9 protein-coding genes are annotated in these 14,159 nt (G+C 67.6%); 2 read left to right on the top strand and 7 right to left on the bottom strand.

Translation table 11 applies throughout. From position 1 onward, the window contains the following. Positions 1–141: 141 nt before the first annotated feature. From ACT1U9_RS05900 to ngcE, 7 genes are all read right to left on the bottom strand, one after another. Positions 142–1,482: a sugar ABC transporter permease gene (locus tag ACT1U9_RS05900; RefSeq protein WP_444537316.1), complete on the bottom strand. Its 1,341-nt coding sequence runs from the start codon at positions 1,480–1,482 to the stop codon at positions 142–144. Continuing rightward, entirely contained in the window at positions 1,479–2,267 is a 789-nt protein-coding gene (locus tag ACT1U9_RS05905) for an ATP-binding cassette domain-containing protein (RefSeq protein ID WP_444537317.1), read from the bottom strand. Before ACT1U9_RS05905 ends, ACT1U9_RS05900 begins: the two co-directional genes overlap by 4 nt. Before the next feature lie 218 nt (positions 2,268–2,485). After that, positions 2,486–3,601, bottom strand: coding sequence for an ABC transporter substrate-binding protein (locus ACT1U9_RS05910; RefSeq protein ID WP_444537318.1), 1,116 nt, complete (start codon positions 3,599–3,601; stop codon positions 2,486–2,488). Between the two features lie 120 nt (positions 3,602–3,721). Continuing rightward, positions 3,722–4,921, bottom strand: coding sequence for an ROK family transcriptional regulator (locus ACT1U9_RS05915; RefSeq protein ID WP_444537319.1), 1,200 nt, complete (start codon positions 4,919–4,921; stop codon positions 3,722–3,724). Positions 4,922–5,138: 217 nt separating this feature from the next. Further along, positions 5,139–6,056 carry a carbohydrate ABC transporter permease gene (locus ACT1U9_RS05920; protein WP_444537320.1) on the bottom strand — a complete coding sequence of 306 codons (918 nt, stop codon included), beginning with the start codon at positions 6,054–6,056 and terminating at the stop codon, positions 5,139–5,141. Then, positions 6,053–6,979, bottom strand: coding sequence for a carbohydrate ABC transporter permease (locus ACT1U9_RS05925; protein ID WP_188272558.1), 927 nt, complete (start codon positions 6,977–6,979; stop codon positions 6,053–6,055). The genes ACT1U9_RS05920 and ACT1U9_RS05925 overlap by 4 nt, the downstream gene beginning before the upstream one ends. Positions 6,980–7,037: 58 nt before the next feature. Beyond that, positions 7,038–8,489 carry an N-acetylglucosamine/diacetylchitobiose ABC transporter substrate-binding protein gene (gene ngcE / locus ACT1U9_RS05930; protein WP_444537321.1) on the bottom strand — a complete coding sequence of 484 codons (1,452 nt, stop codon included), beginning with the start codon at positions 8,487–8,489 and terminating at the stop codon, positions 7,038–7,040. Positions 8,490–9,027: 538 nt separating this feature from the next. Between ngcE and ACT1U9_RS05935 the strand changes: the two genes are divergently transcribed. Together ACT1U9_RS05935 and ACT1U9_RS05940 are read left to right on the top strand one after the other, a co-directional pair. After that, positions 9,028–12,879, top strand: coding sequence for a GH92 family glycosyl hydrolase (locus ACT1U9_RS05935; RefSeq protein ID WP_444537322.1), 3,852 nt, complete (start codon positions 9,028–9,030; stop codon positions 12,877–12,879). Positions 12,880–13,033: 154 nt separating this feature from the next. Then, entirely contained in the window at positions 13,034–13,969 is a 936-nt protein-coding gene (locus ACT1U9_RS05940) for an FG-GAP repeat domain-containing protein (RefSeq protein WP_444537323.1), read from the top strand. The last annotated feature ends 190 nt before the right edge of the window (positions 13,970–14,159 follow it).

A 14,159-nucleotide genomic window follows, 5' to 3' on the forward strand; every position in this document is an offset into this window, starting at 1 on the left:
ATTTGGCCGAGTCTAATGTTCCGCCCGCGACGGCGTTCATCGGGCGGTGGGTTCTACGTCCCGCGAATGGCCGACATTCGCGCGTACGCACAGGCGTGCCCGGCGCCGCGAGGGCACCGGGCACGCCTTGGGGGACCGCGGTCAGGCGCGGCCCGCGGACTTCTGGGTCTTGCGGGTGACGGCGTCGATCACGACGGTGGCGAGCAGTACGCCACCCGTGATCATGTACTGGATCGGCGAGGCGATGCCCTGCAGGGCCAGGCCGTACTGGATCGAGGTGATCACCAGCACACCGAGCAGCGCGTTCCAGGTGCGGCCGCGGCCGCCGAAGAGGCTGGTGCCGCCGATGACGGCCGCCGCGATGGCGTTCATCAGGAGCTCACCGCTGCCCGCGCCCTGGTTGGCCGCGGTGATCTTCGAGGCGAGGAAGAGACCGCCGATGGCGGCGAAGGTGCCGGAGATCGCGTAGATCGAGGTGCGGATCATCACGACGTTGATACCGGCCCGACGGGAGGCCTCGATGGAGCCGCCGAGCGCGAAGACCTTGCGGCCGTACGCGGTGCGCCGGAGCACGAAGTCCGTGATCACCAGGACCGCGAGGAACAGCACCACCGCGAGCGGGAGGCCCTTGTACTGGTTGTACACGGCGGCCACGGCGAAGGCGGGGATCGCGAGCAGCACCGTGCGCAGCACGATCTCGCTCAGCGGGCGCGACGGCACACCGGCCGCCTCTCGGCGGCGGCTGTCGAGGAACGAGGTGAGGAAGAACAGCGCCACGGCGACCACGGCGAGGCCGTAGGCGGCCGCCACATCGCTGAAGTAGTAGCTGGTCAGCTTGGCGACCAGGCCCTCGGAGTCCAGGTTGATCGTGCCGTTGCTGCCGAGGATCTGGAGCATGAAGCCGTTCCAGAACAGCAGACCGGCCAGGGTCACGGCGAAAGCGGGGACGCCGATCTTGGCGAACACGAAGCCGTGGATCGCGCCCGCGACCGTGCCGGTGAGGATCGCGAGGACCAGCGCCACCCACTCGGTCATGCCGTGCGTGACGTTGAGCACCGCGAAGGTGGCGCCCGCGACACCGCTGACCGAGCCGACGGAGAGGTCGATCTCGCCGAGCAGCAGCACGAAGACGATGCCGGTGGCGATCATGCCCGTGCCGACCATGGCGACGGAGATGTCGGAGAGGTTGCCGGCGGTCAGGAAGTTCGAGTTCAGGCTCTGGAAGATCGCCATGATGATGATCAGGCCGATGACGACCGGGATGGACCCCAGGTCGCCCGCCTTCATCTTGCGCTTGAACTCGTTGAGGTACCCCGCGAAGCCCTGCTCACGTACCAGGAGGCGCGGGTCGACGGCGGTGACCGCCTCGCCCGCGGCGGGCGGCGCGTCGACCGGGGCCTCGTGCGGCTTGTCGAGGTGGATGGGCTCCGTCGGGTCGGCCGGCGGGGTCGGGTCCACGGGGGAGGTCTTGTCGGTGCTCACTTCTGAACCTCCGCGTTGCGCGCCGCACGGCGGGTCACGGCGTTGTCCGTGGCGCCGGTGATGGCGGAGATGATGTCTTCCTGCGAGGTGTTCTTGACCTCGAAGACTCCGTTGTTGCGGCCGAGGCGCAGGACCGCGACCTTGTCGGCGACGGCCTTCACATCGGCCATGTTGTGGCTGATGAGGATGACCGCGTGGCCGCGCTCGCGCAGCCGCTCGACCAGGTCGAGGACCTGCGCGGTCTGCTCCACGCCGAGGGCGGCGGTGGGCTCGTCGAGGATGACGAGCTTGGGCTCGCCCAGCATCGAGCGGGCGATGGCGACGGTCTGCCGCTGGCCACCGGAGAGCGAGGCGATCGGGATGCGCACGCTCGGGATGCGGATCGACAGCGTCGTGAGCAGCTCGCGCGAGCGGCGCTCCATCTCGACCTCGTCGAGGATGCCGCGCTTGCGCAGCTCCCGGCCGAGGTAGAGGTTGCCGACGACATCGATGTTGTCGCACAGCGCGAGGTCCTGGTAGACGGTCGCGATGCCCAGGCTCTGGGCGTCGTGCGGCTTGTTGATCTGTACGGACTTCCCTTCCCACTCGATGACGCCGTCATCGATGGGGTGGACGCCGGCGATCGTCTTGACCAGCGTGGACTTTCCGGCACCGTTGTCGCCGACCAGGGCGACCACCTCACCGGCGTGGACCTCAAGCTCTACGTCGGTGAGCGCCTGAACAGCACCGAACCGCTTGGAGACCCCGCGCAACGCCAGCACGGGCGTAGCGGACACGTGAACCATCTCCTTCGCCGCCTGACCGGCGGGGATGCCGCGCCCCGAGGAGAGGGGGCGCGAAGGTTGAGCAGAAGAGAACGAGGAGGAGAAGCGTTCCGTCCGGCACCCCGCCCGATAGCGGGGGCTGAGAAGGAGGGCGGGGCGCCGGAGGGGCTTCGGGGGCCGGGAGCCCGGTCGCGTACAGCAGCGGGAGGCCGTGTACGCGGGCGGGACCCGGCGGGGAACTACTTCAGACCGATCGCGTCGCAGGCGGCCTTGTAGTTCGCGGTGCAGATCTCGTCGACCTTGTAGATGCCGTCCTTGATGACGGTGTCCTTGATGTTGTCCTTGGTCAGCGAGACGACCGGCAGGATGACCGACGGGACGCCCTTGGTGGTCGGGCTGTCGACCTTGGACTTCGCGATCGAGTCCAGCTTCTCACCCTTGGCGAGCGCGACGGCCATCTCGGCCGCGATCGGGCCCTCCTGGACGTACGGCTTGTAGACGCTCATGAACTGCTCGCCCGCGACGATGCGCTGCACGCCCGCGAGCTCCGCGTCCTGGCCGGTGACCGGGGGAAGCTTGGAGAGACCGGCGGCCTTCAGGGCCGTGATGATGCCGCCCGCCATGCCGTCGTTGGCGGAGTAGACACCGATGATCTTGTCCTTGCCCAGGGCCGAGATCGCGCCCTCCATGTTGGCGTTGGCGTTCTCCGGCTTCCACTCCTTGGTGTCGTACTCCTTGCCGATGTTCACCTTGCCGTCGAGCTCGGCGTGCGCGCCCTTCTTGAACAGCGCCGCGTTCGGGTCGGTGATCGCACCGTTCATCATCACGATGTCACCGTCCTTCGCCTTCGAACCCAGCGCGTCCACCAGGGCCTTGCCCTGCACATGGCCGACCTGCTCGTTGTCGAACGACGTGTACGCGTCGATCGGACCCTCGGCCAGACGGTCGAACGCCACGACCGGGATACCCGCGTCCTTGGCCTTCTTCACCGAACCCGCGATCGCCTTCGAGTCCACCGCGTCCACGATCAACGCATCGACCTTGTTCGTGATCATCGTGTCGACCTGCTGCGTCTGCGTCGTCGCGTCCTGCTTGGCGTTGGCGTAGATCACCTGGCCCTTGCCGTTGGTCAGGTCGCTGACCTTCTTCTCGATGAGCGGCTTGTCGAACTTCTCGTAGCGCGCGGTCTGGTTCTCCGGCAGGAGCAGACCGATCTTGATGGCGTCGCCCTTGGAGGAGCCGGACGACTCCTTCGTCTTGTTGCCGGATTCCTTGGCGCTGCCACAGGCGGCGAGAGAGACAGCCATCGCGGTGGCGGCCACGGCCACGGCGGCACGACGCATACGCGTGTTCATTCTGAAACCTCCCTGACGAGGCCGCGACGTTGCGGCCGAGGTGGCTGGAAGTCAACTCGGCCGGGGAGCCACCGTCAAGGAGTAAATCCTTAACGAGATGACAACGGTGCCATCCGTTATCTAAGTGAAGGCAGGCCTGGTCGCCGGGAGAGCGTTCTCCAACAGGGTCGAATCGCCCATTTCACTCAGTACCAGAGCCAGCGCGCCGAGCACCTCGGCGCGCCCGCCCAGGGCACCCGGAAGGACCGAAAGCTGGCGCGCCGCACTGGGGATGGCGTACCGCGACACGGAGTCCCTGATGGGCCCCAGGACCAGTTCCCCGGCCTCGGCCAGATCGCCGCCGAGCACCACCCGGCTGGGGTTGAGCAGATTGCAGAGGTTGGCGACACCGCTGCCGATGTGGCGGCCCACGTCCGCGACGACACGCCGGCAGCCGGGGTCGCCCTCACGGGCCAGCTGGACCACGCGCTCCATGGTCAGATCGGCCCCGTGGCTGGACTGGAGCAGGGGCAGGACGTAGCGCGCGGCCGTGAAGGTCTCCAGGCAGCCGCGGTTGCCGCAGCGGCACACCGGGCCCGACTCGTCCAGGGTGATGTGCCCGATCTCGCCGGCCGTGCCGCCCGGGCCCCGGTACATCTGCCCGTCGATGACCAGACCGGCCCCGACACCGCTCGCGACCTTGATGTACGCCAGGTCCTTGACCCCGCGCCCGCTGCCCCAGACCAGCTCGCCGAGCGCGCCCAGGTTGGCGTCGTTGTCGACGTAGACCGGCACGCCGAGGCGGCCCGAGAGCTCCTCGCTGGGGTTGATGCCGGTCCAGCCCGGCAGGATGGAGGTGGAGCCCAGCGTGCCGGACACCACGTCGATGGGGCCGGGCACGCCCAGGCCCACGCCGATGACCTTGTCGGGGCCGATGCCGGTGGCCGCGATCAGGCGGTTGACCAGCTGTTCCGCCCGGTCGAAGCCCTCCGCGGAGGAGGCGTCGACGTCGAGCGGCTCGGACTCCTCGGCGAGCACCTGGTGGGCCAGGTTGCCGACCGCGACGCGCAGGTGCGTATGCCCGAAGTCGACGCCGATCACGATGCCCGCGGAGCCGCTGAGCGAGACGCTGCGGGCCCGGCGGCCGCCCGCCGACGTGGGCGTGACCTCGACGGTTCCGCCGTCCTTCAGCTCCCGAACGATATTGGAGACCGTGGCCGCGGAGAGCCCTGTCGTCCTGGCGATCTCGGCCTGGGTGAGCGAGCCGGCCATGCGGACCGCGCGTACGACCCGCTCAAGGTTGGCCCGGTGCAATGACGTCTGCGACCCCGGAGTCTCCATCGACTCATCCACTCCTGCCGTAGGCAGGCGGCACGACGGCCGCCCCCGCACGGGACCGCCACTCCGAGGCCCCGTCCTATCTCCAACATGTGAACTCTAAGCTGAGCCTTTCGGGTTGTCTCCCGTCAAGACCTGAGCAGTGGGACATAGCACGGGACCGCCCGTCGGCGTGTCGCCGACGGGCGGTCCCGTGGTGGATACGGAGTGTGACGTACCGCTACTTGAGCGCCCCCGCCGTCAGTCCCGCGACGACCTGCCGCTGGAAGATGATGTACGCGGCGAGCACCGGCAGCATCGCCATCACCAGGCCCGCCATCAGCCCCGACCAGTCGCCCTTGTACCCCTGGCTGGTCGCGAGCTCGACCAGGCCCTGTGAGAGCACCCGCTTGTCCGGGTCCGTGTTGAGGACCGTCGGCAGCATGTACTGGTTCCACTGCCCCAGGAAGTTGAAGATGCCCACGCTGATCAGACCCGGACGGGCCATCGGCAGCATCACCTGGAAGAAGGTACGGGTGTGGGAGGCGCCGTCGATCATCGCCGCTTCCGCGACCGAGGTCGGCAGCGTACGGAAGAACGAGGTGAGGAAGAAGACCGTGAACGGCAGCGAGTACGCGATGTAGACCAGGATCAGCCCGTGCGTCGTGTTCAGCAGGCTCAGGTTGTTCATCACGTAGAACAGCGGCACAAGGGCGAGCATGATCGGGAAGCTCATCCCGCCGATGAACAGGTAGTAGATGAACCGGTTCCCGGGGAAGTCGAAGCGCGCCAGCACATACGCCGCCATCGAGCCGAGCAGCAGCGTGCCGAAGAGCGAACCGCCCACCACGATCAGGGTGTTGCCGAAGTAGTCGCTCATATGGGCCTGGGACCAGGCGCGCGACCAGTTGTCGAAGTGCAGCTTGTCCGGGAGCGCCCACGGGGTCGACAGGATCGAGTCGTCGTTCTTGAACGACGCCATGACCGCCCAGAGCAGCGGGATCACGACCATGATCGCCCAGATGATCAGCACACCGTGCGAGAAGACGTTGAGGATCCGTCCCTCGCCCTTGCTCTCCTTGGCGGCGGGCGCGCTCTGCTCGGTCACGTCAGGACGCTCCTCCTCGGCGAGGTCGGCGGTCGAGGTGTCAGTGGTCATGAGAACTCCAGCCGCTCGCGCCGCCCCAGCCGCATCACGATCGCCGCGAAGAGCAGCGTGACGACGAGGAGCGCGACACCGATCGTGGTCGCGTAGCCGGCCTGCCCGTCGCGGAACGCCGACTGATAGACGTACAGCGGCAGCACCGTGGTCGAGTAGTCGGGGCCGCCGGGGCCCACCGTCATGATCTGCACGGAGGCGAACGCCTCGGCGCCCAGCGCCAGGATCCCCATGTAGACCCAGCCGGACTGCACCGTGTCCCACAGGAGCGGCAGGGTGATCCGGAAGAACGTGGTGAAGCGGCTCGCCCCGTCGAGCAGCGCCGCCTCGTAGAAGTCCCGGGGAATGGAGGCCATTCCGGCCGAGAAGAGGACGACGAAGAATCCGACCGTGGACCAGACGAGCACGGCCATCACGCAGTAGAGGGCCAGCTTCGGATCGCCCAGCCAGTTCGGCTGGACGCTGCCGAGACCCACCCCCTTGAGCGCCGAGTTGATGACGCCGTTGTTGGGGTTGTACGCGAACTGGAAGAGCAGGGCGACGATGGCGATCGAGAGCACCTGCGGAAAGAAGTACGCGATTTTGTAGAAACCGGAGCCGCGCACTCCGGCGATGGCGGCGCCTTTCCGGCGCCGCCCGCCCACATTGAGCATGAAGGCGAAGAACAGCGCGAGACCCAGCGTCACCAGCGGAAGCAGCGCCACGAACAGCAGACTGTGCCGCAACGACTTCCAGAAGATGTCGTCATGGAACATCCGCTTGTAGTTGTCGAAGCCGACCATCTTGAAGTCCGGGCTCAGACCGGTCCAGTCCGTGAACGAGTAGTAGATGGACTGGACGAACGGCCAGATGACGAAGAGTGAGTACAACGCCAGTGGGAGTACCAGAAATCCCACGATGAACCGGTACTTGCCGTGTTGCATGGTTACCGACCCCGATCTGCTGGCGGGTGCCGCCGCTGGTGACGCTTGCCCACTGCCGCTACTTCTTGTGCTTGTAGTGCTTGATGTTCTGGTCCTGGGCGGCCTTGTCGGCGTACCCCTGGATCTTCTTGATGGTTTCGGCCGGGGTCGCTCGGCCGGCCATCATCTCGCCGAGACCGGAGACACCGATCTGCTCCTTCTGGAGCTTCACATACCAGTCCTGGAGCCGCGGGTTGACGACATTGGTGCCGGCCTTCTTCAGCGCGTCGACACCGGACTGCAGCGCCGTGGAGAGCTGGAGGCCGTCGGTGCCGCCGTTGAAGGCGGAGAGCGACTTCACCTGGGTGGTGAAGTTCTTCGAGGAGGCCTCGCTGAGCATGATGCGCAGCTGCTCCATGCCGCCCGCCGGGTTCTTGGCCTTGGCCGGGACGATGAACGGCTCGCCGCCGGACGCCCAGATGGTGCCGAACGGCATCTTGTCGTTGCCGTCCAGGCTGGAGGGCGCGCCCACCATCATCTTGAAGTCCTTGGGCGTGGTGGGAGCCGCCTCGTTCTCCACCCAGGAGCCGTTGGGGATGAACAGCGCCTGCCCCTTGGTCCAGGCGGTCTGCGACTGGATGTGGGTCATGCCCGGGGTGCCCTGGAGGATGTAGCCCTTCTTGTAGAGCTCGTAGTACGCCTCGAACGCGGCCTTGACGGCCGGGTGTTCCCAGGCCTTCGGCTCCAGGTTGTCGATGGCGTCGAGGACTTCCCTGCCGCCGATCTTGGCGATGAACGGGTAGAGCGAGAACGGCAGGTAGTACGGGTACTTGCCGGGGTAGGTCCAGCCGGCGATGCCCTGCTTCTTCGCCTTCTCGCACAGGGCGAGCATCTCGTCCCAGGTCTCCGGGTACTTGGCGTCCAGCTTGTCGAGCGCGGTCTGCGAGTACCAGACGCCGTACACGGTGTACGCGTAGTAGAAGATCCAGCACTGCTCGCCGTCGAACTGGCCCATCTCGACGATGCCGGGCCGCAGCGTGTCGCGGACCTTCTTGCCGGGGTCGTCGATGGAGGGCGCGTCGAGCAGCGGGGTGAGGTCGGTGAGCTGGCTCTTGCCGACCAGGACGCCCATGTCCATCTGCTCGGCGCCCGAGTTGTCGATCAGGTCCGGCGGGGTGCCGCCGTTGAACTTCGGCTGGAGTTCCGACTGGATCTTCTGGGTCTTGTGGAAATTGATCTTTGCCTTCGGGAACGCCTTCTGGTAGACGGCATTCGCGTCGGTCGCGTACTTGGTGCCGAATCCGCCGTCGAAGATGACGACTTCGAGGGGGGCCGTCTCATTGACGGCCAGCGGATTCTGGGCGGACTTGGTGCCCTTGGTGGGCTTCGTGCTGCTGTCGTCGCTGCCGCTCGCGCAGGCGGACAGGAAGCCCATTGCCGGAACGGCGATCAGACCGAGCGCCGCGGACCGCTTGATCAGATCGCGACGGCCCAGGCCCTCATTGGTGTCGTGGGCGGAGGTGGATCCCATGCTCAAGTCCTCGCCTTCTCCAGGACTCAGGCGGTGTACCGGTCGCCCGTACCGAATCGCCAACAGGCGAAGGGCCCCGCCACCGCGGTCAGTTGTGCTGAAGCTTGGGTAGTGCAGGGTACGCAGCGGATACGTCGGACTTTGCGGAGGATGACGTGCCGTTGCTTCCCCGACGCCCTCCGTCCCCCAGGTCCGTCGGTTTCCCGGCGGAGCGGACGCCGACAGGTATAGTCCACTTTCCGTCAACTGAGCAAGATCGAAAGCATGGTTGGACGGCATCCTTTCCCGAGTTGAGACCTCCTGGATATCTGGCGGCGGAGCACGGCGGCCGGACCCGGGTGACACTCCCGGCAAGATCCGAAACGACCGCGCCATTCCCCCTCAACACCCTTGACACCACCTATGACTTGCCTTCCTACTGGATCCTGCATTTTCCCTCTGACAACGTTGTCCAGATCGTATGACCGCCGCATGCCGGCCGGACGTGTCCCCGTTCCGGCCGAGGCGTGTCATGTGCCCGCCAATCGAAAGGCCCCCTATGCCGACCGGATCCCGGCACAGACAAGGACCGGCGGCCGCCCTGGCGGCGGCCGCCTTCATGCTCGTCGTGACCGCCCAGTGGGCCGCGACCGCCCAGCCTGCCGCCGCCGAACCCGCTTCGGGCGGCGACACGTTCCGGACATCGTTCGAAACCGGCCAGCCGCAACCCGACTGGCTCAACACCGTGGACAGCGGCCCCGACGGCGCCAAGCGCGCATCGGGCGTCGACGGCTCCTTCACCAGCGGAATACCGGGCAATGTCACCGACCGGGTGACCGAGGTCCGGGCGAGCGCCGAGAACGAGGGCTCAGGCGAGGTGAAGGAGAACCTCGTCGACGGCCAGCCCAGCACCAAGTGGCTCGCCTTCGCCCCCACCGCCTGGCTGGAGTTCGACCTCGACGCCCCCGTCAAGGTCGTCACCTACGCGCTGACCTCGGCCAACGACGCCGCTCCCCGCGACCCCAAGGACTGGACGCTGAAGGGGTCAGCGGACGGCAAGAGCTGGACGACGCTCGACACCCGGTCGGGCGAGACGTTCTCCTCGCGCTTCCAGACCAAGTCGTACGACTTCACCAACTCCACGGCGTACGCGCACTACCGCCTGGAGATCACCCGCAACAGCGGCGCCGACATCACCCAGTTGGCCGACATCCAGTTCTCCGACGGGAACACCCACGCCCCGGTCCCGCCGGACATGCGGACCCTGCCCGACCGGGGGCCGGGCGGATCACCGACCGCCAAGGCGAACGCCGGATTCACCGGAAAGAGGGCTCTGCGTTACGCCGGTACGCACAAGGCGGACGGCCGGGCGTACTCGTACAACAAGCTCTTCCACGTGAACACCCGGATCGGCCGGGACACCGAGCTCGACTACAAGATCTTCCCGTCGATGCCGGAGACGGACCTCAACTACCCGGCCACGAACGTGTCGGTGGACCTCGCCTTCACCGACGGCACCTATCTGAGTGATCTGCGGGCCGTCGACTCGCACGGCGGGCTGCTCAGCCCGCAGGGCCAGGGCGCGGCGAAGACGCTCTATGTGAACCAGTGGAACCAGGTCTCGTCCCGGATCGGCGCGGTGGCGGCAGGCAAGACCGTCGACCGGATCCTTCTTGCGTACGACTCGCCCAAGGGCCCGGCGAAGTTCCAGGGCTGGATCGACGACATCGCGATCGCCCCGAAGAAACCGGAGAAGCGCCTCGCGCACCTCTCCGACTACGCGCTGACCACCCGGGGCACCAACTCCAGCGGCTCCTTCTCGCGCGGCAACACCTTCCCGGCGACGGCCGTGCCCAACGGGTTCAACTTCTGGACCCCGATGACCAACGCCGCCTCCCAGGACTGGCTGTACGACTACGCGCGGCGCAACAACGCGGACAACCTGCCCGTGTTGCAGGCCTTCGGGGCCAGCCATGAGCCGAGCCCGTGGATGGGCGACCGGCAGACGTTCCAGCTGATGCCGTCCGCCGCGGCCGGGACCCCGGACGCCTCGCGGACCGCGCGGGGGCTGCCGTTCCGGCACGAGAACGAGACGGCGAAGCCGTACTACTACGGGGTCACCTTCGAGAACGGCCTCAAGGCCGAGATGGCGCCCACCGACCACGCGGCGACGATGCGGTTCACCTATCCCGGTGACGACGCGAGCGTCGTCCTGGACAACGTCAACAACAACGGCGGGCTCACCCTGGACCCGTCGACGTCCTCGTTCACCGGCTACTCCGATGTGAAGAGCGGTCTGTCGGCGGGCGCCACCAGGCTCTTCGCGTACGGCGTCTTCGATGCGCCGGCCACTGCGGGCGCCAAACTGCCCGGCGGCGGAGGCACGGACGTCACCGGCTATCTGCGCCTCAAGCCCGGCAAGGACCGGACCGTCACCCTGCGGCTGGCGACTTCACTCATCAGCGTGGACCAGGCCAAGGCGAACCTCGCCGCCGAGATCCCCGCCGGGACGCCCTTCGACCGGGTGAAGGACCAGGCGCAGCGCGCCTGGGACCGGATCCTGGGCCGGGTCGAGGTCGAGGGCGCCAGCCACGACCAGCTCACCACCCTCTACTCCTCGCTCTACCGGCTCTACCTCTACCCCAACTCCGGCTCCGAGAAGGCCGGTTCGAAGGACGTCTACGCCAGCCCCTTCTCCCCCGGCACCGGCGAGAACACCCCCACCCGCACCGGCGCGAAGATCGTCTACGGCAAGGTGTACGTCAACAACGGCTTCTGGGACACCTATCGCACCACCTGGCCCGCGTACTCGCTGCTCACCCCCGGCCGGGCGGGCGAGATGGTCGACGGGTTCGTCCAGCAGTACAAGGACGGCGGCTGGATCTCCCGCTGGTCCTCGCCGGGTTACGCGGACCTGATGACCGGCACCAGTTCGGACGTGGCGTTCGCGGACGCGTATGTGAAGGGCGTGAAGTTCGACGGCGAGGCCGCGTACGAGGCCGCGCTGAAGAACGCCACGGTCGCCCCGCCGACCCCGGGGGTCGGCCGCAAGGGCATGGACACCTCACCGTTCCTCGGCTACACGCCGACCTCGACCGGCGAGGGCCTGTCCTGGTCGCTTGAGGGCTACCTCAACGACTACGGCCTCGCGCAGATGGGCCAGGCGCTCTACAAGAAGACGGGCAAGTCCCGCTACAAGGACGAGTCGACGTACTTCCTGGGCCGCGCCCGGAACTACGTCAAGCTCTTCGACCCCAAGGCGGCCGGCGCCGGTGCGGGCGCCCCCGGTTTCTTCCAGGGCCGGGACACCAAGGGCGACTGGCGGGTGCCGAGCGGCACGTACGACCCGCGGACCTGGGGCTACGACTACACCGAGACCAACGGCTGGGGCATGGCGTTCACCGCCGTGCAGGACTCGCGCGGCCTCGCCAACCTGTACGGCGGCCGGGACGGACTGGCCAAGAAGCTCGACACGTTCTTCGCGACCCCGGAGACCGCCTCGCCCGACTTCGCGGGTTCGTACGGCAGCGTCATCCATGAGATGACCGAGGCCCGTGACGTACGGATGGGCATGTACGGGCAGTCCAACCAGCCCGCCCACCATGTGGCGTACCTGTACGACGCGGCCGGGCAGCCCTGGAAGACCCAGGAGAAGGTGCGCGAGGTGACGCGCCGCCTCTACACGGGCAGCGAGATCGGCCAGGGCTACCCCGGCGACGAGGACAACGGCGAGATGTCGGCCTGGTATCTGTTCTCGGCGCTCGGGTTCTATCCGCTGGTCATGGGCAGCGGTGAGTACGCCATCGGCTCGCCGCTGTTCACCAAGGCGACGCTGCACCTGGAGAACGGCCGCGACCTGGTGGTGAAGGCGCCGCGCAACAGCGACCGGAACGTCTACGTCCAGTCGTTGCGGGTGAACGGCAAGGCGTGGAACTCCACCGCGCTCCCCCACTCCCTGCTCGCCCGCGGCGGCACGCTCGACTTCGCCATGGGGCCGCGTCCGTCGGCCTGGGGCAGCGGCAAGAACGCGGCGCCGACCTCGATCACGAAGGACGACAAGGTGCCCACGCCGCCGTCCGACGCGATCTCGGGGAGCGGCCCGCTCTTCGACAACACCTCGGCGACGGCGGCGACGTTCGACTCCGTCGAGCTGCCGGTGGCGTCGCCCACGCGCGCGGTGCAGTACACGCTGACGTCGTCCGACCGCGCCAAGGCCCCGACGGGCTGGGTCCTCCAGGGCTCCACCGACGGGACGAAATGGGTCGATCTCGACAGAAGGTCCGGCGAGTCGTTCGCCTGGGACAAGCAGACCCGGGTGTTCTCGGTGGCCCGCCCCGGCTCGTACGCGCACTACCGGCTGGTGTCCACCGGCGGCCCGGCGACCCTCGCGGAGACGGAACTTCTGCGGTGACGGTTCCATCCGGCAGACGCAGATGTCGAGTTGGCCGCTTTTACCTCAAGCCGATTGACATGTAAAGGAGTCATGACAAGATTCCTGTGAAACCCGTGGCGCGTCTCGTCTGCTGAGGCGCGCCACGACGCATCTGAGCCTCATGGAGAACTACGTGGCCAAGACTGTGGCCAAGAATTCCGGCCGTGGGCGTGGACGGATAGCCACCCGTCTCGCCGCCGCGGTGGCGGCCGCCGCGATCGTCGGCACCGGTACGTCGGCCGTCGCCGTCGACAACCCGCCGAAGCCGTACACGAGCGCCACCACCCTGACGCCGTCGCTGCGTTCCGGCGTGACCTCCGCGCCCAGCGCGGACGCCCCGCAGTTCGACCTGTTCGCCGCGGACCGGGCCAACACCCTGTACGGCTACATCCGCGACGGCGGCGGCGCGTTCAGCCCGCGCGCGAAGATCGACACGGGCTGGGACAAGATCAAGAACACGGTCCAGGTCGACCACGACGGCGACGGCTACGCCGACGGCTGGTGGGAGTGGGACAACAACGGCACGATGTACTACGCCCCGGACGACGCCACCGACCCGTGGACCGTCGGCGGCGGCTGGAACACCTACAACATGCTGCTGTCCCCCGGCAACCTCGGCGGCGCGCCGGCCGGCGACCTGCTCGCCCGCGACGCAAGCGGCACGATGTACCTGTACCTCGGGTACGGCAACGGCAAGGTCGCCTCCCGCTACAAGATCGGCGGCGGCTGGAACGCGTACAACCTGATCGCGGGCAACGGCGACCTGACCGGCGACGGCAAGCCCGACATCGTCGCGCGCGACGCGTCCGGCACGCTGTGGCTCTACAAGGGCACCGGCAACTACAAGGCGCCCTTCGAGCCCCGCACCAAGATCGGCGGCGGCTGGAACGCCTACAACGCCCTCTTCTCCGTCGGCGACCTGGACCTGGACGGCAAGACCGACCTGCTGGCCCGGGACACCAACGGCGGCCTGTGGCGCTACTCGGGCACGGGCAACGCGGCGGCGCCGTTCGCGGCGCGCAAGAACATCGGGACGAGCGGCTGGAACACGTACCGGCTGTTCTTCTGATCCCGTCGCACGCGACGAGAGGGCCGTACTCCCACAAGGAGTGCGGCCCTTCGCCATGAGCCATGACCCTCTGTGGTGAGCGCGTCCCTTGGTGGCCGGTCCGCACTCAAACAGGTTGACACGTAAGGGAGTTGTGTAAGGATCTCGATGATCGCGTGACGTGTCCGGTGCACGGCTCCATGGCGCGCCG

Origin of the sequence: Streptomyces sp. BR1 (assembly GCF_052373795.1) — a bacterium.
Classification (GTDB): domain Bacteria; phylum Actinomycetota; class Actinomycetes; order Streptomycetales; family Streptomycetaceae; genus Streptomyces.